The 23,213-nt window shown below is 66.6% G+C and carries 21 protein-coding genes; 6 read left to right on the top strand and 15 right to left on the bottom strand.

Annotated features, from left to right (window positions below):
• Positions 1 to 72 precede the first annotated feature (72 nt).
• From QSJ19_RS07085 to QSJ19_RS07055, 7 genes are all read right to left on the bottom strand, one after another.
• Complete coding sequence (locus QSJ19_RS07085) at positions 73 to 840, bottom strand: ABC transporter permease (protein WP_286319307.1); 768 nt, start codon at positions 838 to 840, stop codon at positions 73 to 75.
• Positions 837 to 1,649, bottom strand: a complete 813-nt coding sequence (locus QSJ19_RS07080) for an ABC transporter ATP-binding protein (RefSeq protein ID WP_502876110.1) — start codon at positions 1,647 to 1,649, stop codon at positions 837 to 839. Before QSJ19_RS07080 ends, QSJ19_RS07085 begins: the two co-directional genes overlap by 4 nt.
• A gap of 2 nt (positions 1,650 to 1,651) precedes the next feature.
• Complete coding sequence (locus QSJ19_RS07075; protein ID WP_286319303.1) at positions 1,652 to 2,017, bottom strand: DUF1048 domain-containing protein; 366 nt, start codon at positions 2,015 to 2,017, stop codon at positions 1,652 to 1,654.
• A gap of 2 nt (positions 2,018 to 2,019) precedes the next feature.
• Entirely contained in the window at positions 2,020 to 2,349 is a 330-nt protein-coding gene (locus tag QSJ19_RS07070; RefSeq protein ID WP_286319301.1) for a PadR family transcriptional regulator, read from the bottom strand.
• Positions 2,350 to 2,605: 256 nt separating this feature from the next.
• Positions 2,606 to 2,983 (bottom strand): hypothetical protein, encoded by a 378-nt coding sequence (locus QSJ19_RS07065; protein WP_286319300.1) that lies wholly within the window; start codon positions 2,981 to 2,983, stop codon positions 2,606 to 2,608.
• Positions 2,984 to 3,451: 468 nt separating this feature from the next.
• Positions 3,452 to 4,591 carry a hypothetical protein gene (locus QSJ19_RS07060; protein ID WP_286319299.1) on the bottom strand — a complete coding sequence of 380 codons (1,140 nt, stop codon included), beginning with the start codon at positions 4,589 to 4,591 and terminating at the stop codon, positions 3,452 to 3,454.
• Positions 4,592 to 4,655: 64 nt separating this feature from the next.
• On the bottom strand, positions 4,656 to 5,402 hold the full coding sequence (locus tag QSJ19_RS07055; RefSeq protein WP_286319298.1) for a maleate cis-trans isomerase family protein: 747 nt from the start codon (positions 5,400 to 5,402) through the stop codon (positions 4,656 to 4,658).
• A 66-nt stretch (positions 5,403 to 5,468) separates the two neighbouring features.
• Between QSJ19_RS07055 and QSJ19_RS07050 the strand changes: the two genes are divergently transcribed.
• The 4 genes from QSJ19_RS07050 (at position 5,469) to QSJ19_RS07035 (ending at position 9,639) form a co-directional block, all read left to right on the top strand.
• A complete protein-coding gene (locus QSJ19_RS07050) occupies positions 5,469 to 6,908 on the top strand; it encodes an amidase (RefSeq protein ID WP_286319296.1) in 1,440 nt (479 codons plus the stop codon).
• A complete protein-coding gene (locus tag QSJ19_RS07045; protein ID WP_286319294.1) occupies positions 6,905 to 7,402 on the top strand; it encodes a DUF3830 family protein in 498 nt (165 codons plus the stop codon). The genes QSJ19_RS07050 and QSJ19_RS07045 overlap by 4 nt, the downstream gene beginning before the upstream one ends.
• Before the next feature lie 24 nt (positions 7,403 to 7,426).
• On the top strand, positions 7,427 to 8,137 hold the full coding sequence (locus QSJ19_RS07040) for a GntR family transcriptional regulator (RefSeq protein WP_286319293.1): 711 nt from the start codon (positions 7,427 to 7,429) through the stop codon (positions 8,135 to 8,137).
• Positions 8,138 to 8,247: 110 nt separating this feature from the next.
• Positions 8,248 to 9,639 carry an MFS transporter gene (locus tag QSJ19_RS07035; protein ID WP_286319292.1) on the top strand — a complete coding sequence of 464 codons (1,392 nt, stop codon included), beginning with the start codon at positions 8,248 to 8,250 and terminating at the stop codon, positions 9,637 to 9,639.
• Between the two features lie 188 nt (positions 9,640 to 9,827).
• Here the strand turns inward: QSJ19_RS07035 and QSJ19_RS07030 are convergent, their stop codons facing one another.
• From QSJ19_RS07030 to QSJ19_RS06995, 8 genes are all read right to left on the bottom strand, one after another.
• The gene (locus QSJ19_RS07030) at positions 9,828 to 11,036 is read right to left on the bottom strand and encodes a M20 family metallopeptidase (RefSeq protein WP_286319291.1); all 1,209 of its coding nucleotides are present in this window, start codon (positions 11,034 to 11,036) and stop codon (positions 9,828 to 9,830) included.
• 43 nt (positions 11,037 to 11,079) lie between these two features.
• Positions 11,080 to 12,327, bottom strand: a complete 1,248-nt coding sequence (locus QSJ19_RS07025; protein WP_286319290.1) for an aminotransferase-like domain-containing protein — start codon at positions 12,325 to 12,327, stop codon at positions 11,080 to 11,082.
• A gap of 68 nt (positions 12,328 to 12,395) precedes the next feature.
• Complete coding sequence (locus QSJ19_RS07020) at positions 12,396 to 13,589, bottom strand: M24 family metallopeptidase (RefSeq protein ID WP_286319289.1); 1,194 nt, start codon at positions 13,587 to 13,589, stop codon at positions 12,396 to 12,398.
• Positions 13,590 to 13,680: 91 nt separating this feature from the next.
• Positions 13,681 to 15,222 carry an NAD-dependent succinate-semialdehyde dehydrogenase gene (locus tag QSJ19_RS07015; RefSeq protein ID WP_286319287.1) on the bottom strand — a complete coding sequence of 514 codons (1,542 nt, stop codon included), beginning with the start codon at positions 15,220 to 15,222 and terminating at the stop codon, positions 13,681 to 13,683.
• Between the two features lie 2 nt (positions 15,223 to 15,224).
• On the bottom strand, positions 15,225 to 18,455 hold the full coding sequence (locus tag QSJ19_RS07010) for an FAD-binding and (Fe-S)-binding domain-containing protein (RefSeq protein WP_286319285.1): 3,231 nt from the start codon (positions 18,453 to 18,455) through the stop codon (positions 15,225 to 15,227).
• Positions 18,452 to 19,777: an aspartate aminotransferase family protein gene (locus tag QSJ19_RS07005; RefSeq protein WP_286319284.1), complete on the bottom strand. Its 1,326-nt coding sequence runs from the start codon at positions 19,775 to 19,777 to the stop codon at positions 18,452 to 18,454. Before QSJ19_RS07005 ends, QSJ19_RS07010 begins: the two co-directional genes overlap by 4 nt.
• Before the next feature lie 76 nt (positions 19,778 to 19,853).
• Entirely contained in the window at positions 19,854 to 20,300 is a 447-nt protein-coding gene (locus QSJ19_RS07000; RefSeq protein ID WP_286319283.1) for a MarR family winged helix-turn-helix transcriptional regulator, read from the bottom strand.
• Entirely contained in the window at positions 20,297 to 20,902 is a 606-nt protein-coding gene (locus tag QSJ19_RS06995) for a DJ-1/PfpI family protein (RefSeq protein ID WP_286319282.1), read from the bottom strand. The genes QSJ19_RS07000 and QSJ19_RS06995 overlap by 4 nt, the downstream gene beginning before the upstream one ends.
• 209 nt (positions 20,903 to 21,111) lie before the next feature.
• Here QSJ19_RS06995 and QSJ19_RS06990 point away from each other — a divergent pair, with 209 nt between their 5' ends.
• Together QSJ19_RS06990 and QSJ19_RS06985 are read left to right on the top strand one after the other, a co-directional pair.
• Positions 21,112 to 22,134, top strand: a complete 1,023-nt coding sequence (locus tag QSJ19_RS06990) for a D-2-hydroxyacid dehydrogenase (protein WP_286319280.1) — start codon at positions 21,112 to 21,114, stop codon at positions 22,132 to 22,134.
• A gap of 4 nt (positions 22,135 to 22,138) precedes the next feature.
• A complete protein-coding gene (locus QSJ19_RS06985; RefSeq protein WP_286319279.1) occupies positions 22,139 to 23,179 on the top strand; it encodes a TtfA family protein in 1,041 nt (346 codons plus the stop codon).
• Positions 23,180 to 23,213: the final 34 nt, after the last annotated feature.

Here is a 23,213-nt window from a genome sequence, read left to right as displayed (position 1 = left end):
TGTCCCCCCGCGGCTCCCCCCCCCCCCACCAACACAGAGCCGGGGGAAGAACGGTCGGGATTCGCGGGGGCGTCAGCTGATTCTGCGGCGGTAGGTGCGCATCGCGAAGGCGTAGGCGACGACCAGGATGCCGACGCACCACCCCAGCGCGATCCAGATGTCACTGCCCACCGGTTGCTGGGCGAACAGATCGCGGATCGCGTTGACGATCGACGTGACCGGTTGGTTCTCCGCGAAGGCGCGCACCGGGCCGGGCATGGAGTCAGTCGGCACGAACGCGGAGCTGATGAACGGCAGGAAGATCAGCGGATAGGCGAAGGCGCTCGCACCGTCGGCCGTCTTCGCGGTGAGTCCCGGTATCACCGCGATCCACGTGAGGGCCAGCGTGAACAGGACGAGGATGCCGAGGATCGCCAGCCAGGCCGTCAGATCCGCACCGGAACGGAATCCCATCAGCAGCGCGACTCCTACGACGACGACCACGGAGATCAGGTTCGCGACGAGCGACGTCAGCACGTGCGCCCACAGCACCGACGACCGCGCGATCGGCATCGACTGGAATCGCTCGAAGATCCCGCCCTTCATGTCGAGGAAGAGCCGAAAAGCCGTGTACGAGATACCTGATGCGATGGTGATGATGAGAATGCCGGGCAGCAGGTAGTCGACGTAGTTGCCCTCGCCGGTGTTGATCGCCCCGCCAAGGACGTACACGAACAGCAGCATGAACGCGATCGGCATGAGAGCGGTGGTGATGATGGTGTCCACGCTGCGCATGATGTGGCGCAGCGAGCGGCCCAGCAGCACCGAGGTGTCGCCGAAGAAGTGGGTGGCGGTGATCATCGTTGTTCCTCTCTGGTGGTGGGCGACGTCGACGCATCGCTGGTGGTGTTCGGATGGTCCCCGCCGACGAGCGTGAGGAAGACCTCCTCGAGGGTCGGTTGCTTCTCGACATACTCGACGGTCGCCGGTGGCAGTAGCGCTTTGAGCTCGGCCAGACTTCCGTCGACGATGATCCGGCCTTCGTGCAGGATTGCGATCCGATCGGCGAGTTGCTCTGCCTCGTCGAGGTATTGCGTGGTCAGCAGTACGGTCGTCCCGTGGTTGGCGAGTTCCTGAACCGCCTGCCACACCTCGATCCGCGCCTGCGGGTCGAGACCGGTCGTCGGCTCGTCGAGAAAGATGATCGGTGGATTCCCGATGAGGCTCATCGCGATGTCGAGCCGGCGCCGCATCCCGCCGGAGTACGTCGACACCTTGCGTGCACAGGCGTCGGTCAGGGAGAACCGGGCGAGGAGGTCGTCGGCGATCTGTACCGGGTTGCGTTGATGGCGCAGTTTGGCCACCAGAACGAGATTCTCACGACCACTGAGGATCTCGTCGACAGCTGCGAACTGTCCGGTGAGGCTGATCGACTGCCGAACCTCGCCGGCGTGGGTGGCGATGTCGAACCCGTTGACGTCGGCGGTGCCGCCGTCGGCACGCAAGAGCGTCGACAGTATCTTCACCAGGGTCGTCTTGCCGGCCCCGTTGGAGCCGAGCAGTGCAAAGATGCTGCCGGGTGCCACATCGACGTCGACACCGCGCAGAACGTGGAGGTCCTTGTAGGACTTCTGGAGCCCTCGCACCGTGATCGTGGGTTCGGCAACCATGGTCATCGGTCCTGTCCTTCCGGTGTCGTGCCGTCGTCGACGGCGCTGTCGATCGCCGTGACGAGCCGGCGCTGTTCTCGCTGAATCCACTGTCCCTCTGGGTAGTTGCGCAGGAACTCGTCGGCGAACTCGACAGGATCGTCGCCGACCACGTCGCGAATCGGAGTCTGGTCAGCCACGCTGTGCTCGAAGAGATCCGCGAGATCCTCGAGCATCGAGACGAGGTTGTCGCCCTCGCCGGGCCCGAAGTGCATGAAGTACCGCTCGAGTGCCTCGATGGCGGTGAGATAGTTGGCGGGAAGTTGCTTGACGCGGGCCTTGTACTGCTTGTAGCGGCGCTTCTCGGCGATCATCTTGGTGACGAACATGGTCAGCGTGCTCCTTGGGCGAGGTGGGTGAGTCGTTCGGAGAGGAAATCCCATGTCCTCCAGAACTCGTCGAGATAGTCACGCCCGGAGGCGTTGAGTGAATAGACCTTTCGAGGTGGGCCCTTCTCGGAGGGAACCTTCTCGACGTCGACGAGGCCGCGCTTCTCGATCCGCACCAGCAGTGCGTAGACGGTGCCCTCGGCGATCTCGGTGAAGCCCTGTTCCCGGAGGCGTGCGGTGATCTCGTATCCATAGGCGGCCTGTACGGCCAGGATCGCGAGAACGATGCCCTCCAACGTGCCCTTGAGCATCTCGGTCATCTGTTTGCCCATGGAACACCTCCTTGTCTGCGGTACTCGGTGGGTGGTACTCAGTGATGATGACTACTGGTAGATAGTAACACTGAGTACTGGAAGCGCAAGGGTGCCTGAGCTGGAACTTGATCAGATCGGAAGTCTGGGTGGGGCGCTACCGACGTGAGGAGTTGTCGGCATGGCAGCGCCCAAGGGCCGACAACTCCTAGGGAGTCGGTAAGTATCCGATTCCGGGGTGGAGCATTCATCCGACCGAAAATCGGCGACGGATGTTTCAGCTCCCGCTTGAGGGCGGTGGGGTTGACAATGTGTCGAACACGGCCAGTAGTTCTCGGACTAGTACGGCGAAACTCGGTGCGACGATGGGGTCACCACCGGCCGCAGCGGTAGCAGCCGCGGGCAGTACCGAATTCGTTTCTGAGCCCTCATTTCGGAGGAAGGTCATCGCGCGGACGGTCTCGTCTCGCGCATGGTCGTGGGCGAGATGGAGGCGGAGTCCTGCGATGAGATCCTCGGTGTCGACGGTCTGAAGTAGACGGAGCATATCCAGCGCATCCTTCTCCTTGACGCGCTTGCCAGCGGTCCGATCGTCTGTCAACCGTTCTTCGAACTTGATCGCCTTGGCAACGAGTAGCGCGGCCGGGCCTGCCACCAGAACTCTACCTGGCGTTCATCTGCCCGGTCCAGTGCTTGCAGTGTGTAGGAAGCGTGATCGACAAGCGCGGGTTCGAGCCCCGCCGTTGGTCGGGCGGTCCTGTTCTGGTGGCCTTCGAGTCTGGCCGAACGCGCCGTCATGGAAGTGCGACCAGACTGTGATGGTGCGACCATGATGTCAACTGGCACTTCGCCTTGACCGATCCATCGTCCGGGATTTGTACCTGGAGCGAACCCCGCAGCCTCGAGGGCAGCAGATATCTCGGGTCGTGTATCGAGGGAGTCGGTGTTGAGAGCCACATCGCCGTCAGTTGTCATGGGAGGCTCGACGAAGTCGCCGGAACCGGTGTGTAGATAGACGGCTTGGGCGCCCACAACTATGATCGCCGAAAGGTGTGGGCGCAAAGCGTCGAGGGCATCAAGAAGGACCGCGCGGGCGGCGACATACTCTGGCGCGTAAGAGAAATCATTCTGTCCAGGCACTGTCGCTCCTTGCCATGATTTCGATGAGTTGCTCAGCCTCTTGCGCGAGGCGGCTTCGCGGGATGGTCAGCAAATCGGCCAACACTTGGGATACGGGTGCGACCGTCAAGCCGGACGTTGAGCTGGAGCCGTTGCTCAATAGTGTCCGGTCGCGCGGCGTTGTGATCATGACGTTGCTGGTTGTGCGGTCGGCGCGCACAAGGCCAAGGCCGCGCGCCGTGCTGGTGATGTCATCGGCGTACAGCGTCAGCAACGCCAGCGGCACAGCTGACGTTATGTCGTTGTCGAGGTACTCGCGGGCAGCCGCGGACCCAGTGACGGTGATGTCAGCGCGTTCGCGCACACGGTTCAGGGTCCGGGGCAACCCGCGCGGTGCGAGGAAGTCAAGCACGACTCCATTCCCGTTGACGAAGCTGTAGTCGCGTACCCAGCGGTCGAGGAGGGTGCGTTTGCGCACCAGGATGATCGTGCCAACGTCGTCTCGCTCGATCGCGCCGGCTTCGAGAAGAGCGGGCATCAGTTTGGACACCGCGGAAGCGCTGCTCGATGACATTTTCGCAAGCTCCCGAATCCCCACCGGCGGTTGTCCTTCAAGGAGTTGTCTGATTGCCCGGGTTGCGGCCGGTCCAGTAAGGCGTGTCGTGGACTTGTTCTTTCGTGGCCGCGGTGGTTTGGTTGCGCCGTCGAGACGAACGAACACAGGGGGATTGGTGGCGGAGAGGCTGGCCCATCCAGTGGTATCCAGATAGCCGACACCGGCTTTGTCGAGTTCGCGCCGCAGGGGTGGGCTTACGTACTCTGCTGCCAAGATCAGCGGTTCATCATCAGCACCGGATTCGGCCACCATGCGTAGGCGACTGACAACGTCCGTGACCGACGCATTTGTTGACGATTTCACTTCGGCTACGAAGGTGACGGTGCCGCCGTCAGGCGTGGTCAAGACAAGTTTGCCGTCGTGACCCTGCCCCGGTTGTTCGGCGGTTGCCTCAACGTGCCAGGAGTCAGGCAACCGTGACCGTAGGATCTCACGAATCGCGGTGAGCACCTCCGTTTCGCTGATAGACATGTTTCGCGACATGCGAAACACTCTATTTTGCGAAACGACGCCGGTCAACGATTTCAAGACACGTCCCCTACAGCCTTCGCGTAGTGGCGCAGAGAACTCTAGTGAGGAATGAACTCCCAGGTCACCGGTGCGAGATCGCCCGCCGAATCGAGAACAGGCGGCCGAGGCCGTCGGCGGTGAGGTCGAGTCCGAGTAGCTGCAGGCCCTGCCAGATGGTGACCTGATTGGCGGTCAGGATCGGTTTACCCGCAGCGGCCTCTAGATCCGCGATCCAGCCGATCGTGTGTAAGGCGGTGTCGGGCAACAGGATCGCTTGCGCATCGGCCGAGTCGACAGAGCGGACCATCTCGAAGAGGTTGTCGCCGTCGACGGTTCCGGCCTCGGTGGCGGTCCCGATGTCGTGGGCGGCAGCGGAGACCACGGAGATGCCGGCATCGCCGAGGAACGTCGAGAAGCCGTCGGCGACCGGGGCGGGATACGTGGCCGCGATCGCCACGGAGGTGATGTCGAGCGATCGGCAGGCGGTGGCGAAGGCCAGGGACGTCGACGACACCGGTAGGCCCGTCGCCTCCGATACCGCGGTGACCTGCTCGTGGGCTCCTTGCCAGCCGTACAGGAAACTCCCGGACGTGCACGCCCACATGAGGGCGTCCGGATCGTGTCGTCGTGCGGCCCGGGCGCCGTCGAGGAGTCGTGTGCCGGCGCCGACCGCACGCATGGCCTCGACGGTGTGGTCGTCGGACTCGACGTCGGTGATGACGACGGGAAGCGCCACGACACCGCCCAGCGCACTCTCCGCCAATGGATAGTCGTCCTCGGCCGCGTGGCCCGGATACAAGAGGGCCACCGTCGGCGTTCTGGTTGTCACGTCCTAACCTCCCGAGTAGATTGTCAACAATCTACCAACAACGGCCACTTTCGCCGAAGGGAAGTGATGGAAACGACTGCACGCTGGCGCAGCGCCGTCGACCTGGCGACGGACTACGCCTCCGGTGACCTGTCGCCGGTTGATGTCACCGCCGAGATCCTCGACGCGATCCCCGCCGAGAACAAGGCGATCAACGCGTATTGCCTGGTGGACGAGGATGCCGCGATGGAGTCCGCGCGGGCGTCGGCCGAGCGGCACAGCGCGGGGCGATCCCTGGGTCCGCTCGACGGCGTGCCCGTCAGCATCAAGGATCTGCTCTTGACTTCGGGGTGGCCCACACTCCGTGGATCCGAGCTGATCGATCCCGGTGACATGCAATGGGATGTCGACGCCCCCGCGGTCGCCCGGCTCCGGGAAGCCGGGGCGGTCCTGCTCGGCAAGGTGACGACCCCGGAGTTCGGCTGGAAGGGCGTGACCGACAGCCTGCGTCACGGAGTGACCCGCAATCCGTGGGACACCGATCGGACCTCGGGCGGATCGAGCGGTGGCAGCGCCGCGGCGGTGGCCGCCGGGCTGGGCGCGCTGTCGGTCGGGACCGACGGCGGTGGATCGATCCGGATTCCCGCATCCTATTGCGGCATAGTCGGTCTCAAGCCGACCTACGGGCGGGTGCCGCTGTATCCGGCCAGTCCGTTCGGGACGCTCGCCCACGCCGGGCCGATGACGCGCACGGTCGCCGACTGTGCGGTCATGCTCGACGTCCTGAGCGGCTTCGACTCGCGTGACTGGTGGGCGATGCCGGCACCGGCAGCCCGGGCGGCCGATGTCCTTTCGCAGAGCCCCCGTGACCTGACCGGAATCCGTATCGCGTACAGCACTGATCTGGGGTTTGGCTCGAACGATCCTGGTGTGCAACGTAATACCGATGCCGCTGTGAGTGTTCTCCGTGGACTCGGCGCTGAGGTGACCGAGGTCGGCATCGACTGGGAGGACCCGGCGTGGGCGTATCACATCCTGTGGTTCAGCGGCGCCGAGGCGGTGGTGCGCTCGTTCGGGCCCGGCGCGACGGACACGATCGACCCCGGTCTGGCGCAGGCGCTGGAGAGGCATTGCGACTTCAGCGCGGCGGACTACCTCGACGCCACGGCCCTGCGGATGTCGATGGGGGTGCAGATGGGCAAGCTCCACGAGACCTTCGACGTGCTGGTCACGCCAACCATGCCGACGGTGGCCTTCGAAGCGGGAGTCGATGTTCCGGCCAACTCGGAGAGTCGGGACTGGACGTCGTGGACGCCGTACTCGTACCCGTTCAACCTGACCGGCCAGCCGGCCCTCACCGTCCCCAGCGGATTCGCGCACGACGGGGCCGGACGCACGGGGCTGCCGACCGGGCTGCAATTCGTCGGCCCCCGGCATCACGACGACATGATCCTGCGCGTCGCCGCGGCGTATGAAGCCGCGGCGCCGTTCACCACTCTCGACTCGATCACGAAAGGTTGTCGATGACCGACCGGTACATCTCCGTCACCCTCGCGCAGCGCGGTGTCAAGGCCGTCGCGAAACTGCTCGACGACGAAGCCCCGCGAACCGCGAACGCGGTGTGGGCGGCGCTGCCTCTCGGCGGACAGGTTTACCACGGCAAATTCGCACGTAACGAGATCTACACGCTCCTGCCGTCGTTCGCGCAAGCGGAACCGGGACCCGAGAACACCACGATCACGCCCATCCCGGGCGATTTGTGCTATTTCACCTTCGACGGCGTGCTGACCAATCCGGCGTATGGCTACGAGGCGGGATCCGCACCGGGCGAGCACCAGCTCCTGATCGACCTCGCGGTCTTCTACGGGCGCAACAACCTGCTGGTCAACGGCGATGTCGGGTGGGTGCCGGGCAACGTCTTCGGGACGATCGTCGACGGTCTGACCGAGTTTGCGGCGGCATGCAATGACGTCTGGATGGGTGGGGCTCGAGGCGAAGTACTGTCCTATGCGCGTGAATGAGGGTAAGAAAAAGGGGTAATGTCGATGAGTGTTTCGCACGAGAGCAGCCAAAGGCGGAAGAGAATTCTGACGCCACTGGTGCAGGAATCGACACCTGCGATCATCGCGCGGAAGTTGCACGACGCCATTGCGAGCGGCGACTTCCCGCCGGGTTCGCAGTTGACCGAATCCGGCTTGGCCGCCGACCTGGGGGTGAGTCGCGGACCACTGCGCGAGGCCATGCAGCGCCTGACGGCCGAAGGCCTGCTGGTCAGTCACCGCAACCGCGGCCTGTTCGTGGTCTCGATGGACGACGACGACATCGGGGACATGTACGTGGCGCGGACCGCGGTGGAGCGTGCAGCGGTCGCACAGGTCATCGTGCGAAAAGATGGAACAGCGGTGGACGACCTCAACGACGCGGTTGCCGCGATGCGCGAGTTCATCGACGAGCCCAATGGGGCCGAGATGGCCGAGGCCGACATGCTGTTTCATCAGACATTGGTGGACCATGCGCACAGCCAGCGTCTTTCACGCCTGCACGAGACGATTCTCGTCGAGACGCGGATGTGCCTGCGAGCAATGCGGGGAACCTATTCCTCGGGGAAGGATCGCATAGACGAACATCAGACATTGGTGGACGCCATCGCGGCGGGGGACGCGGCGGCGGCTGACAGATTGATGATCGAACACATGAGGGACGGTCTGCACCGACTGGTCGGTGACGAACCGTCGGAAGCCGCGTCGACCGCGTGATACGCGTCGTCCGTGATGAAGGAGCCGTCACGGAGCTTCCAGGCGATCTTCTCCACTGATGTGAGTTGAGCTAGAAGACAACTGGCCGAACAACATCCAGGATGGCACAGATGACTGAAGCAACCTCACCCGCGAGTTTCGAACAGCTCGCACCCGATCCGGAATCACCGGAGGGGAAATCCATACTCCGTAAGGCGATCGGCGCATCCGCGATCGGAAACGCCACGGAGTGGTATGACTACGGCGTCTACGCAGCCGCCACGACTTATCTCACGCAGGCGTTCTTTCCCGGCGATCTCGGGACGATCGGCACCATGCTGGGTTTCGCGATCTCCTTCGTCCTCCGACCTCTCGGCGGAATGATCTGGGGGCCGATCGGTGACCGGATCGGGCGCAAATCCGTTCTGGCGATGACGATCCTGCTCATCTCAGGTGCCACCGCCCTCATCGGCGTGTTGCCCACCCATGCCGTCGCGGGCGTCTGGGCCCCGATCCTGTTGATCGCGCTGCGTGTGGTGCAGGGCTTCTCCACCGGTGGTGAATACGGTGGTGCCGCAACGTTCATGGCGGAGTACGCGCCGGACAAGAAGCGTGGCAAGTACGGCTCCTTCCTCGAGTTCGGCACGCTGGCCGGCTTCAGCGCCGGTACCGCGATGGTGCTGCTGCTCGAACTGCTGCTGACCGACGACCAGATGCAGACCTGGGGCTGGCGCATCCCGTTCCTGATCGCGCTGCCGCTCGGCCTCATCGGCCTGTACCTGCGGTCGCAGATGGAGGACACACCGGTGTTCCAGGAGCTCGAGCAGGAAGACGAGATCGTCGGGACCGCATGGACACGATTCAAGGATCTGCTCAGTAACTACTGGAAGCCGATCCTCATCATGTTCGGCATGGTGATCGCCCTGAACGTCGCCAACTACACACTGCTGGCGTATCAGCCGACATATCTGAAGGACACCATCGGGTTGTCGGACTCGTCGGGTTCGACGGTGGTCTTGATCGGTCAGCTGGTGATGATGGTGATGATCCCGTTCTTCGGGCGGTGGTCGGACAGTACGGGCCGCAAACCGATGTGGTGGGGATCGCTGATCGGACTCTTCGTGCTCTCGTTGCCGCTCTACTGGCTGATGGGTCAAGGTTTCGCCTGGGCCATCATCGGATTCGTCATACTCGGTCTGCTCTACATCCCGCAGCTCGCGACCATCTCGGCGACATTCCCGGCGATGTTCCCCACCCAGGTGCGCTACGCGGGATTCGCGATCTCCTACAACGTGGCGACGGCGGCGTTCGGTGGTACGGCTCCGCTGGTCAACGACGCGGTGGTCGAGTCGACCGGATGGAATCTGTTCCCCGCGGTCTACATGATGGGTGCCTGTGCGATCGGCATGGTGGCCATGGTGTTCCTGAAGGAGACGGCCGGTGTCTCACTGCGCGGAACGGAGATCCCCAGCAAGGAGAACGACTTCCGGATGCTGCAGGAGGCTACGGTCGCCGGGAAGTAGTCGGATGGGTTGAGCGGAGCGAGATCTCGATACACCGGGCTCGCTCCGCTCGCTCGGTTACTCGATCAGCGGTCGGGGCCGGGCTCCCTCCGCCCCCGCCGGGTACGTCTCGCCGGTCAGGGTCGGCCCGCTCCACCCCCGCCGGTCGAGTAGCCGGCGAGCGTGCGAGCCTCTCGTATCGAGACCTCTCAGCCCAGGAGTCGAAGCGCCGCGAGCGCGTAGGTGCGGGCGGCGGATTCGAGGTCGGCGATCGCGACCGACTCGTTCGGCTGGTGGGCCTCGGCGTTGATGTTGCCGGGGCCCAGCACGATCGACGGGACGCCCAGATCTCGACTGACGAACCCGCCGTCGCACGCCGCGCTCCATCCTCCGACCGAGGTGGAGCGTCCCGAGTCGGTGACGGCAGAAACCGCGGTGGTGACCAGCGGGTGGTCGGCGGGGGTCGCGAACCCCGGCATCTCCATCGTGACCCGGACGTCGACGGTGATGCCGTCGGTGTCGATGGCGGAGTCGCGAATCGCCGAACGCAACTGGGCGGCGATCGCCTCCGCGCTCTCGTCGGGCATCAGCCGGCGGTCGATGCCGAGGTTGCACATCGGTGCGACGACCGAGATCCCTTGCCCGCCTGCGATGGTGCCGACGTTCCAGGTGCCGGAGCCGAGCAGTTCGTCGGTGGTCATGGCCAGTTGCTGGTGGTCGAATCGGATGAGATCGATGATCGACGCGGCTGCTTCGATGGCGCTGCGACCATCGGCGGGGCGGCCGGAATGTGCTGCGCGACCGGTGATGTCGATCTCGAGGTACGACGCGCCGCGGCAGCCGCGAACGACCTGGAGGTCGGTGGGTTCGGCGACGATGCAGCCGGCGAAAGTGTGTTCGGGTGCGCGGGTGACGAAGTCGCGCACGCCGATGCCGTGTTCCTCCTCGTCGACGGTGCACACCAGTTGCACCGGACCGGAGAGGTCGACACCGTAGGCCGATGCGTGGGACAGTGCCTGCATAGCGGCGACGACAGCGGCCAGTCCGCCCTTCATGTCGGTGGTGCCGCGGCCGTAGATGCGACCGTCGGCCATTCGCGGCCGGTACGGGTCGGACGTCCAGCCCGGGCCCGCGGGCACCACGTCCGAATGGCCGAGGAACATCAGTCCCGGACCGTCGCCGGCGGGCAGTGTGGCCACCAGATTCGGGCGTTCCGGCGACACGTCGTGAGTGCCGACGGTGAATCCGGCCGACCGGCATGCCTTCTGTAGCACGTCGACGGTGGCGGCCTCGGTGCCGCCGGGATTCTCGCTGGGGGCCTCCACCAGGGATGCGGTCAGCATCGCCACGGTGTCGGCGTTGATGTGGGACAGCACGCCGGCCTCGGCCTCGGTCAGCGACACCGCATCACCTCTCATCCGACGGTTCCTCTCGTGAGGTGCCCCGGAAGTGGAGCACCTCTCATGGGGTTCGAGCCATCTTCTCAAGACTAGTCGTCAGCCGCCGGATGCCCTCGTCGATACGTTCGGGTGTGCTGGATGCGAAGCACAGGCGCAGCGCGTTGCGGAAGCGACCACCGGGCGACAAGGCCGGCCCGGGGATGAAGGCGACGCCGTCGGCGAGTGCCACCTCGAACAGCTCTCGGGTGTCGATCTCGGCGAACTCGTCGCGCAGCGTGACCCACAGGAAGAACCCGCCTTCGGGGTCGGTGGTCCCGACACGGTCTCCGAGGTGGCGACCGATCGACTCGATCATCGCCTCCTTGCGCTCGCGGTACAGCCTTCGGATGCCGGCAAGGTGTTCCTCGAGCCCGCCGCGCGCGATGTACTCGGCGACGATGTGCTGATTCGGGACGTTGGTGCAGGTGTCCATCGCCTGCTTGCCGTTGATGAGCAGCTGCCGCAGCGACGGATCGGCGTCGACCCAGCCGACCCGCCAGCCGGGCGCCAGGATCTTGGAGAAGGTGCGGACCGAGAACACCAGCGGGTCCTGGGGACTCAGGGTCTGGAAGGTCGGGATGTCGGTACCGGCGAACCGCAGGAGCCCGTACGGGTCGTCGTCGATGATGACCGCGCCCCACTGATGAGCGAGGCGGAGCAGCTCGCGGCGCCGCTCCTCGGACAGGGTGACGCCCGACGGGTTCTGGAACGTCGGGATGGTGTAGATCGCCTTGGGCGTCTGATGGGTGTGTGCGACGAGGTCCTCGAGGGTGTCGACCTGCATGCCGTCCTCGTCGGTCGGGACCTCGAGCAGCTGCGCGCCGTAGGAGAGCGCGGTGGCGCTGCCGTTGGTGTAGGTCGGGGACTCGACGATGACGAGGTCACCGGGATCGACGAAGAGCTTGCAGGCCAGGTCGAGTCCCTGCATACCGCCGGTGGTGATGACCAGACGTTCGTGGCTCGACGGGTCCGGCGTGGTGGCCAGGTAGTCGACGAGCAGTTGGAGCAGGCGCGGCTCGCCCTCGGTGGCGCCGTAGGTGAACGACGAGTTGTCGAGGATCTCGCCGGCGATCTGCCGGAACTCGTCGGCCGGGACGGCCTCGTCGGCCGGAGAACCCATCGCGAATCGCACGATGTCGTGGGATTGGGAGGCCAGCAGTGACGTCGACGAGTCGATCATCGACCCGACGAGGTCCTTGGCCCGCCCTGCCAGCGGCAGGGTCGGCGCGGATCGTCGGAGGTCGTGGGTGGGTTCGGTGGTGGCGGTCATGTCGTTCACCTCTCTCGTCGGGTGGGGCCCTTCGTGACGCTTCGCTCCTCAGGGACCGATTGTGGGGTCTACTTGCGGATCAGTTCGCGTGGGAAGCCGGTGAACGTCTCCACGCCGGTCGGGCTCACCCGGACCGATTCGGAGAGCTCGAAACCGTAGTCGTCCATCCACATCCCGCAGACGATGTGGAAGGTCATGTTGGTCTCGAGGATCGTCTCGTCCTCGGTGCGGATGCTGATGGTGCGCTCGCCCCAGTCCGGTGGGTATCCGATCCCGATCGAATAGCCGAGGCGCGAGGGCTTCTCGAGTCCGTACTTCGCCAGTGTCCAGTTCCACGTCGAGGCGAGTTCGCGTGTCGCGACGCCGGGGCGGATCGCGTCGAGGACGTTGTTGAGGCCCTCGGCGGTCGCATTCGCCACGTAGTCGAGGTCTTTCGACGGCTTGCCCAGCGAGACGGTCCGGGCGAGCGGACAGTGATATCGGTTGTGGGCGCCGGTGAGTTCGATGACGACGGCCTCGTTCTCGACGAAGGTGCCCTGATGCCAGGTGAGGTGCGGGGTGTCGGCCGCGGCGCCGGTCGGCATCATCGGCACGATGGCGGGATAGTCGCCACCGAAGTCCTCGGTCCCGGTGATCTGGGCCTGCGAGATCGCGGCGGCCGCGTCACATTGGCGCACACCCACATCGATGGTCTCGATGGCGGCCTGCATCGCCTCCGAGCAGACCATGCCGGCCTGGCGCATCAGCTGCACCTCGGCGTCGGACTTCACCGAGCGCACCCAGTTGACCAGCTCGAAGTTGTCGACCAGCTTCCACTCCGGGATCGCGTTGTACAAGGCGCGATAGGCCTTGGGGGAGAAGAAGTGCGAGTCCATCTCCAGGCCCACCGAGCCACCGCGCGAGGCCGGCGCGATGAGGTGACGCTGACGCAGGGCCCAGGCGACCCAGTCGAACGGATGCAGATGCGGCCGGTGCACGTAACTCTCCGGATAGCCGACGATCTGCTCCTCCGGCAGCCACGTCGTGCGATGGGCGCCGTGGGCGTCCATCTCCCGGGCGAAGAACACCATGTCGCCCTCGTTCGGCACGAACAACATCTGCGGCGTGTAGAACGACCACGCGTTGTAGCCGATCAGGTAGAAGATGTTGGCCGGATCGGTCACGATGATCGCCGACAGACCCTGCCGATCCATCAGTTCCCGGACGCGGGTGAGCCGTTGCTCGTACTCACTGTCGGTGAACAGCTGAGCGCCGAGGTACATCCGGGGGCTCCTGTCTGTCGGTGGGAGGTGTCGGTGAAGGGCTGCCGACACGTGCGGTGCTGTCGCGGAAGAGCGTATGCGGCAGCGCGGCTCACCGCTTGGCGATCGGACGAGCGACGTACTTGATGTCGAGGAACTCCTCGATGCCGAGCCGCCCGCCCTCGCGCCCGAGGCCGCTCTGTTTGATTCCGCCGAACGGCGCCGCCGGGTTGGACACGAGACCGGTGTTGACCCCGACCATGCCGACCTGCAGCTGGTCGGAGAGGCGGTCGGCGCGATCGATGTCCTGGGTGAAGAGGTAGCCGACGAGGCCCCACGGGGTGTCGTTGGCGAGGCGGAGGACCTCGGCGTCGTCGGCGGAGGCGTTGTCGGAAACGACGCTGTCGGAACTGTCGTCGTCGGAATCGGTTGTGCCGAAGGGGATGATCGCGGCGACCGGGCCGAAGATCTCGGTGTGCATGAGGTCGGCGGCAGGGTCGACGCCGGTGATGACCGTCGGCGGGTAGAAGTGGCCTGCGCCGTCCGGACGCTCGCCGCCGCACACGACCCGCGCGCCGCGGTCGACAGCGTCCGCGACGAGGGTGGTCACCTTGTCGACGGCCTTCTGCTCGACGAGAGGGCCCACCTGCGTGCCGTCGCGGCTGCCGTCGCCGACGACGAGGCCGCTCATCCGCGCACCGAGTTTCGACGTGAACTCCTCGAGCACGGCGCGATGGACGAAGATCCGGTTGGCGGCCGTGCAGGCCTGGCCCATGTTGCGCATCTTCGCGACCAGTACGCCGTCGATGGCGCGGTCGATGTCGGCGTCGGCGCAGACGATGAAGGGGGCGTTGCCGCCGAGTTCCATCGACGTGCGCATGACCGTGCCCGCGGCTTGGCCGAGCAGGATCTTGCCGACTTCCGTCGAGCCGGTGAAGCTGACCTTGCGGGCCTTGCCCGAGGTCATCCACTCGCCGACGACGGTGCCGGGATCGGACGTGGTGACGACGTTGAGGACGCCGTCGGGGAGTCCTGCCTCGGTGAGGATGTCGGTGAGCAGCAGAGCCGTGAGCGGCGTGAGTTCGGCCGGCTTGAAGACCATCGTGCATCCAGCGGCGACCGCAGGTCCGATCTTGCGGGTTCCCATGGCGATAGGGAAGTTCCACGGTGTGACGAGGATGCACGGCCCGACGGGTTGCTTGGACACGACGATGCGGTTCGCGCCGTCGCCGGTGACGGTGTGATCGCCGCCGATGCGGACGGCCTCCTCGGCGAACCAACGGAAGAACTCCGCGCCGTAGGCGACCTCGCCTTTCGCCTCCGCGAACGGCTTGCCCATCTCCGCGGTCATGACCGACGCGATCTCGTCGACCCGCTCCATGATGATCTGGTAAGCGCGATAGAGGATCTCGCTGCGCGACCGCGGCGATGTCGCGGCCCACTCCGCCTGCCGGTCGGCAGCGGTCTGCAGCGCCGCGCGGGCGTCGTCGGCGCCACCGTCGGCGACGACGGCCAGCGGCTCGCCGGTGGCGGGGTTGTCGACGGTGAAGGTGGCACCCGACGTCGCCGGTCGCCACTGGCCGTCGATGAAGAGGTCGGTGTGCAGGCGCGAGATGGTCTGCGCTGCATCCGTGTTCGAGATGGTGGCCGTCATGGTCACGCTCCTTCCGGGTCGGGTGGGGTTGTCGTCGGGGAGTGGTCGGTTGCCGTCGTCGAGGCGAAGGTTGCCGTCGGCGGATCGCTGGTTGCCGTCGGCGGGGATGGGGTGCGGGTGAGAAGTTCGGCGAGATGTAGGCCGCGGGCGGATATGCCGTCGTCGGTCGCGGTGAGGTGGTCGACGGACATGGCGCAGCTGAACCCGTCGGTGATGACCGGGCGGCCCGGAGCGGAACGCAACGCGGGGGCGAGCGCGTTCTCCGATACCGCGACGCTCACCTCGTAGTGTCCGCGCTCGAAGCCGAAGTTACCTGCCACACCGCAACATCCATCGGCGGTGTGCACCTCGACGCCGAGTGCGGACAGGGCCGCGGCGCCCGTGCGGGCGCCGAAGACCGCGTACTCGTGGCAGTGCGTCTGCACGGTGACCGCCTCGGGGAGGTTCTCGGGCCGCCATCCCTGCTCGAGTAGGCGGGGGAGGTAGTCGGCGAAGCTCTGGACCCGTTCGGCGACCCGACGGGCGGCCGGGGTGTGCACGAGTTCGGGCAGATCCTTCCGGAGAGCGGCGGCGCAACTGGGTTCGGGCACCACGATGGGTCGTCCGGTGCCATCGTCGAGGTTGTTTGCCGTCCGCGACAACACCTTTCGGGCATGAGTGAGCTGGCCGGTGGAGATCCAGGTGAGGCCGCAGCAGTTGTCGGCGCTGCATCCGACGGTGTCACCGGTCGCCGAGAGCACCTCGGCCGCCGCGGAGGCGACCTGCGGGCGGAAGGCGCGGGTGAACGAGTCGACGAACAATACGACGTCGGAGGTCGTCGACAGTGGCGGGAGTTCTCGCAGGTGTGCCCGACGCGCCTTCCGTGCGGCGAACCGGGGCATGCTGCGTCGCGGGTCGAGCCCGCCGGCACGTGCGGCGAGTCGTCGGAGTGGACTCTCCAACGCCGCGTTGATCGCCGGGGCCAGGACCCCTGCGGCCCCGAGCCAGGCCGGCATCCATCCGAGGGAGTAGTGCGACAGCGGACGCTTGCGACCCCGGTAGTGGTGGTGCAGGAACTCCGACTTGTAGGTGGCCATGTCGACGCCGGTGGGACAGTCGGTGGAGCACGCCTTACAGGACAGGCACAGCTCCAGCGCATCGGCGACATCGGCCGATCGCCAACCTGTCTCGACGTCGGGGGCGGTGCGAACCATCTCCTGCAGCACGCGTGCGCGCCCGCGGGTGGAGTCCTTCTCGTCGCGGGTGGCGCGGTAGCTGGGACACATCACGCCGCCGGACGTCGCGCGGCATCGCCCGACACCGATGCACCCCTGGACGGCGTGCACGAACGGGTCGAGGGAGGTCTGGTCGGTGTGCGCGCCGTCGGTGACCTGGGCGATCTCCAGAAAACCGCCCCGGAAATCCGCCCGCTGAGAGGCGGCCGTCGACATATCGGCATCCGCGGCCGTACCGGGTGTGCTTTTCCGGGGCGCCTTTCCGGTGGGCGGGGCAGTTGGCGGCTCGGTGGGCGCAGCATCGTGGGCCGGCGCACCGAGGTGGAACATGGTCGGCCAGTGCCGGTCCGGGACCCCGGCGAGGGCGAGGTCGTCGGTGATCGGTGACGGGTCGACGATGGAACCTGGATTGAGGATGCCCTGCGGGTCCCAGATCCGCTTGAACTCGGCGAACGCACCCAGCATCGCCGGCGAGTACATCACCGGCAGCAGCGCCGACCGTGCGCGGCCGTCACCGTGCTCACCGGACAGCGACCCACCATGCGCGACGACGAGACGGGCGGCATCGGCGCAGAACCGGTCCATCACCGCGCGCCCTTCGGGAGTGCGCAGGTCGAAGGTGATCCGGACGTGCATGCAGCCGGCACCGAAGTGGCCGTACATCACACCGGTCAGCCCATGCTGATCGAGCAGCCGGGTGAAGTCGTCGAGATAGTCGGCCAGGCGCTCGGGCGCGACGGCGGCATCCTCCCAGCCGGGCCACGACTCGTAGTCGTTGCCGATGCTGTCGTCGTCGGGATCGGCGAGCCGGGAGGACAATCCGGCCCCGTCCTCGCGGACCCGCCAGAGCGCCTTGCGTGCCACCGGGTCGGGGACCGTGGTGGCCGCGACCATCCGGCCACGGGCACGCAGGTCGTCCAGGAGACGCTTCGCGGTCGCCTCGACATCGCTTTCGGATCGCGTTGCGGCGCTGTGCTCGTCGACGTCGATGAACAGCCAGCCGGTGCAGTCGGAGTCGTCGACGCCGGGGAGCACCGAGATGGCGTCGCGGCCGCGGCGGGCGGCCATGGTGGCGACGATCTTGCGGTCGATGCCCTCGACCGCCGACGGCGCGTAGGGGAGAATCGCGGTGACGTCGCGGGCGGCGTCGATGACCGTCGGGTACCCCACGCAGACGAGCAGCGGTGAGGTGGCCACAGGCACGAGCCGCACGCGTGCGGCGACGACGATCGCGCACGTACCCTCGCTGCCGACGAGCGCTCGCGCCACGTCGAAGCCGTTCTCCGGCAACATCTTCGCGAGATGATAACCAGAGACCTGACGAGGGATGGTCTCGAGGTCCGTGCGCAGGATCGCCATGTGCCGCGATGTCAGGTCGCGGAGGCGATCGGTGAGCTCGGCGGCCCGGGAAACGGCATCGCGATCGGTGTCGTCGGTCGCAGTGATGCCGTGGCGGGTGGCGGTCAGCCGCAGCCCGTCGGCGGTCACCAGGAACAGTTCCTCGACGTGGTCCGTCGTACGGCCATGCCGCACAGAGTGATTCCCGCATGCGTCGTTGCCGATCGCGCCCCCCAGCGAGGCGCGTGACGCCGACGACGGGTCGGGTGCGAAGGTGAGCTGCCCGTCGGTGGCCGCGCGGGCATCGGCGGCGAGGGCCGTGAGCACGATGCCGCTCTCGGCGACCGCCGTCGAGGAGTCCGCGTCGATCGATCGGACGCGATTCATGTACCGCGACAGGTCGATCACGACTCCGGGGCCGATTGCGTTGCCGCCCATCGACGTTCCACCGCCGCGCGCGATCAGGGGGATCGAGCGGGAGTGGCAGAACGCTGCAGTACGGGCGACCTCGTTATCGGATCGGGGAAACACCACCGCGAGGGGTCGGACCCGGTAATTGGAGGCGTCGTAGGAGTACTCGGCGAGCCGTCGGGTGGACGTGTCCGCCTCGACGCCGAGAGCCGAGAGGGCGTCGGCGACGTCGAGGTCGGGTGACAATCCGGTCAGGCTGACATGTGTCATCTCTGTCCGAGGGTATCGCCTGAGAACACATCGGTCAGGGTCGCGGCGAAACGCTCGAGTCCCTGGGCGATCTCGTCTTCGGTGACGACCAGCGCGGGGATCAGGCGCACGACGTTGCCGGCGGGACCGCAGGTCAGCGTCAGCAGGCCGTGCCGGGTGGTGGCCTGCTGGACGGCGGCAGCGGCCGCGGCGTCGGGAACCGGAGTTGCGCCGTCCCCGCTGGTCACGAACTCGATGCCGGCCATGAGGCCGAGGCCGCGGACGTCGCCTATGGCGTCGAATCGGATCGCGATGTCCTGCAGCCCGACGAGCAGCTGCTCACCTCGCAGCCGAGCGTTCTCGACCAGATTCTCGTCGGCGATGACGTCGATCGTCGCCACGGCGGCGGCCGCGGCGACGGCATTGCCACCGTATGTGCCACCCTGCGAGCCGGGCCATGCCTTGCTCATGAGGTCGGTCGACGCCGCGATCGCGGAGATCGGGAACCCCGACGCGAGGCCCTTGGCGGTGATGATGATGTCCGGAGTGAGGTCCGCGGCGTGCTGATGCCCCCAGAACTTGCCGGTGCGGCCGAATCCGGCCTGCACCTCGTCGAGGATGAAGATGATGCCGTGGCGATCCGCGCGTTCGCGCAGGCCCTGGAGGAAGCGGGGCGGGGTGGGCAGATAGCCGCCGTCGCCGAGCACGGGTTCGATGAGGAACGCGGCGGTGTCGTTCGGCGCGACCCGCGACTGCAGGAGGTAGTCGAGCTCACGCAGGGCGAAGTCGACGGCCTCGTCGGTGGTCCAGCCGTAGCGGTAGGCGTACGGGAACGGCGACATGTGCACGCCCGACATGAGCGGCGAGAAGCCGGCGGAGAAACGGGTTCCCGCAGTGGTGAGGCTGGCCGCGGCAACCGTGCGGCCGTGGAATCCGCCCTGGAACACGATGATGTTGGGGCGGGCGGTCGCCATGCGCGCGAGGCGGATCGCCGCCTCGACCGCTTCCGATCCGGAGTTGGCGTAGAACACCGAGTCGAGACCGAGCGGCAGGACGTGGCCGAGTTTCTCGGTCAGCTCGAGCAGCGGCTGATGCATCACCGTCGTGTACTGCGCGTGGATGATCTTCGTGCACTGTTCCTGCGCGGCCGCGACGACGCGTGGGTGGCAGTGACCGGTGCTCGTGACGCCGATGCCGGTGGTGAAGTCGAGGTAGTCGTTGCCGTCGGTGCCATGGATCCACGAGCCGGACGCATGGTCGACGACGACAGGTGTGGCCTGTTTGAGCGCGGGGCTCAGGGTCGCGGTCTGGGCGGTGCGAATGGAGTCGGTGGTGACGGTCATGGGTACACCGTGACGGCCGATCGTCGGATTGTCAACAATTGGACATCATCGGTGGTGAGGGCGGGGTTCTGCTGTCTCACGACGTCTGTTCGAGAGCTGCTCCGAGTGCACGGAGAGCGGCGAGAGCGTCGGACCATGCGTCGGGCGTCATCCGATCGCCGATCCGCTGGGCGGCGGCCCGGTGATCAGGGTTGATCCGGCGGACCGCCGCGATCCCGGATTCTGTGGCGACGACCAGCTTGGCGCGCCGATGGTTCGGGTTGTCGCGGAACTCCAGAAGCCCGTCGTCGGCCAGCAGGTCGGCGGTGCGTTGCACGCTCTGGCGGGTGATGCCCATGGCGCGGGCGATCTCGGACACGGTGAGAGGCCGTTGCAGGACCGCGCCCAGGACCTGCCAACGCGTCGCGGTCAGGCCGGCCGGGCGTGCCAGTTCCTCCGCGAGGGCGAGGAACTGCCCGTTGAGGCGAAAGACCGTGAGTGCGGTGTCCGACAGGAGGGTTTGTAGGTCGGGCGCCTCGGTCACTGCAGGTCCGCCAGCGCGTAGAAGCCACTGGGGTCCTGGTGCCCGTAGAGCCGGTACCAGGCTTCCAGGATGTCCGGTGTGTAGATGCCGAGCAGGGCGAACACCTCACGGGCGAACTCGACCGGTGCGACGGCGGCCGCGGTGATCACGCCGCGGTCGGTGACGGCGGGCGCGTCGACGTAGTGAGCAGCGCCCGCGTATCCCGTCGGCTCGAGCTGCTCGCGCGCATTGCTCGTGTGTCGTCGGTCGTCGAGGAGTCCGCCGCGTGCGAGACCCACTGTGGCGCCGCAGATCCCGGCCACGGGAACGTCGGCATCGAGCCACTGTCCGGCGGCGTCGACGAACTCGTCGTTGGCGTCCCAGCTCTGTGCGCCGGGCAGGACGAGCATGGCGCTGTCGTCGGGCGTGATGTCCTCGAGTGTGGTGTCGGGAACCATCGTCACGCCGCCGATGGTGCGGATCGGCTCACGCGCCGCCCCGACGGTGACGATGCGGAACGAGTTCGGATCGCGCTGATACTCAGGATTGTTGATGCCGGCGGCGACGTATCCGAACTCCCAGTCGGCGAGTGCGGGGTAGATGGCCAGGTGGACGGTGTGCATGGTGATTGCTCCTTCGAGGTGAATATGACAGCAGTCTGTCATATTTGACAGGATGCTGTCAATAGAGGGCGCGCTCGGCGACGCACTGGGCACGGTCGGCGAAAAGTTGGACACGGTCGGCGAAAAGTTGGACACGGTCGGCGAGGATGGGGGTTGCTGCGTGGGTCGCCGACGGCGCGTGTGCCGGGTGTCTGGTTACGGTGGGGCTCATGTCTCCGGATTCGCCTGTGGTCGCACTGTTGGGGTCGCCGGACGTCGTCCCACCCCCGAATCTCGCCCAGATCGAAGCGCTCGCCACCGTACGGTCGTGTACCGCCGACGACCTCGGTTCCGCACTGCCGGGCGCGGATGTCCTGCTGGTGTGGGACTTCTTCTCCCGCGCACTCCGCGACAACTGGGGAGCGGCGACCGCCGATCTCCGGTGGGTGCACGTGTGCGCCGCCGGGGTGGACTCGCTGCTGTTCGACGAACTCCGGGAGTCCGACATCGTGGTGACCAATGCGGCCGGCGTGTTCGACCAACCCATCGCGGAATTCGTCCTCGCATCGATCCTGGCCCGGGACAAGCAATTACACCTCACCAGACGTCTGCAGCGGGAGCGTGCGTGGAAACACCGAGAGACGACGCGGACGGCAGGAACGTCGGCTCTGGTCATCGGCACCGGCGGTATCGGCCGGGCGACGGCGCGTCTGCTGCGGGCGGTCGGCGTTCGGGTCACCGGGGCAGGGCGCGCGGCGCGCGAGAACGATCCCGACTTCGGCACCGTGCTCCTGACCGACGATCTCGTCTCCTACGCCGGGGAGTTCGACAACGTCGTCGCCATCGCACCGCTCACCCCGCAGACCGAACGGATGATCGACGCCGACGTGTTGTCGGCGATGCGGCCGCACGCGCATCTGATCAACGTCGGGCGCGGCCAGCTCGTCGACGAAGCGGCGCTCATCGCCGCGCTGGCCGCGGAGCAGATCGGTGCCGCGTCGCTCGACGTGTTCACCGACGAGCCGCTCGACCCCGAGAGTCCGCTGTGGGTGATGGACAACGTGGCCGTCTCACCACACATGAGCGGTGACGTGATCGGGTGGCGTGCCGGGCTCGCCGGGCAGTTCCTCACCAACCTGGAGCAATACCTGACCGCCGACGGCCCACTCGTCGACATCCTCGGCAATGTCATCGACAAGCAGCGAGGTTATGTCGTGAGCGGCGGCCGCAGGGCGGGCGATAGTAGGCTGTAGCGCGATGACCATCGTGTATTTCGTGATCGCCGTATTGGCACTCGCCGGCGCGGTCGCCCTGTTGTGGCTGGACCGCCAGCGATCGAGTGTCGCGCGCCACCAGCGTGCTGTCTGGGGCGATCAGCACGAGTTCAAGTTCCGCGAGTCGGATACCAAGCTGCGCAAGGTATTTCATCGTGCCACGATGAACGCCCCAGAGCGCGTCGCGGTTCAGGACGTCGCATTCGGCCATTACCGCGGTGCAGAGGCAGTGGTGTTCGACCTGGCCGAGACCGCCACCGTGATCGCCGTGCGGCGGTCCACCCCGTCGTCGGTCGTCGTCGATCTGCGTCATGAGGACGTGCTGGCCCCGGCCGAGGACGACGTCGAACTGCTCGGCGCGATGGGTCCGCGCGTGATCTTCTCCAACAACCTCGACGTCGCGCGTCGCGTCTGCGACCGTCGGATGGTGACGTTGGCCAACACCGCGCCCAGCTACATCGAGGTGCTGTGGAACGAGGGCAACTGGGTGTTGGGGTCGATGCCGCTGACGACCGACGCCGAGCAGCTCGACACCGGGCTCGACGTGGTGCGCAGGTTCACCGACCTGCTGCGCGTGCTGCCACCGATCGTCGACCCGCAGGACGCCCCGGATCCCCGCGACCCGCACGGACCGATCCGTGCGGAACTCGCCGACGAGAAGACCGAGTCGATGCGCGACAAGCAGCGGCGCGCCCGGATCGCAGCGGCTGCGGAGGACGCGCAGGCCACGGACGAGGCGGCGCCGGAACCCACTCGCGCCTGGAGTGCGGCCCCGGATTCCGCGAAGCAGCCGTCGGCGGGCAAGCCTGTCACCGCCCCGCCCGCGCCACCGTCGTCGACCGCGGGACGCCGGATGCAGCCGATGCCCGTCCGCCGTCCGGCAGGTCGGGGATCACGCGCCGCCGAGCGGGAGGACGGCCCGGGTACACCGCCGCCGGGTACCGGACGTCCGGCACGGCCGTACGATATGCCCCCGACCCCGTCGTCGCCGACAGACCGCCCGAATCGTCACCGCAAGGACTGACGCCGGCGGGCGCCGTCGCGCACCCTCAGCGAGA

This window comes from Gordonia sp. ABSL11-1 (assembly GCF_030315685.1).
Taxonomy (GTDB): Bacteria; Actinomycetota; Actinomycetes; order Mycobacteriales; family Mycobacteriaceae; genus Gordonia.
The sequence above is the reverse complement of the archived record's forward strand: the minus strand, read 5'-3'. Positions and strand labels throughout refer to the sequence as shown.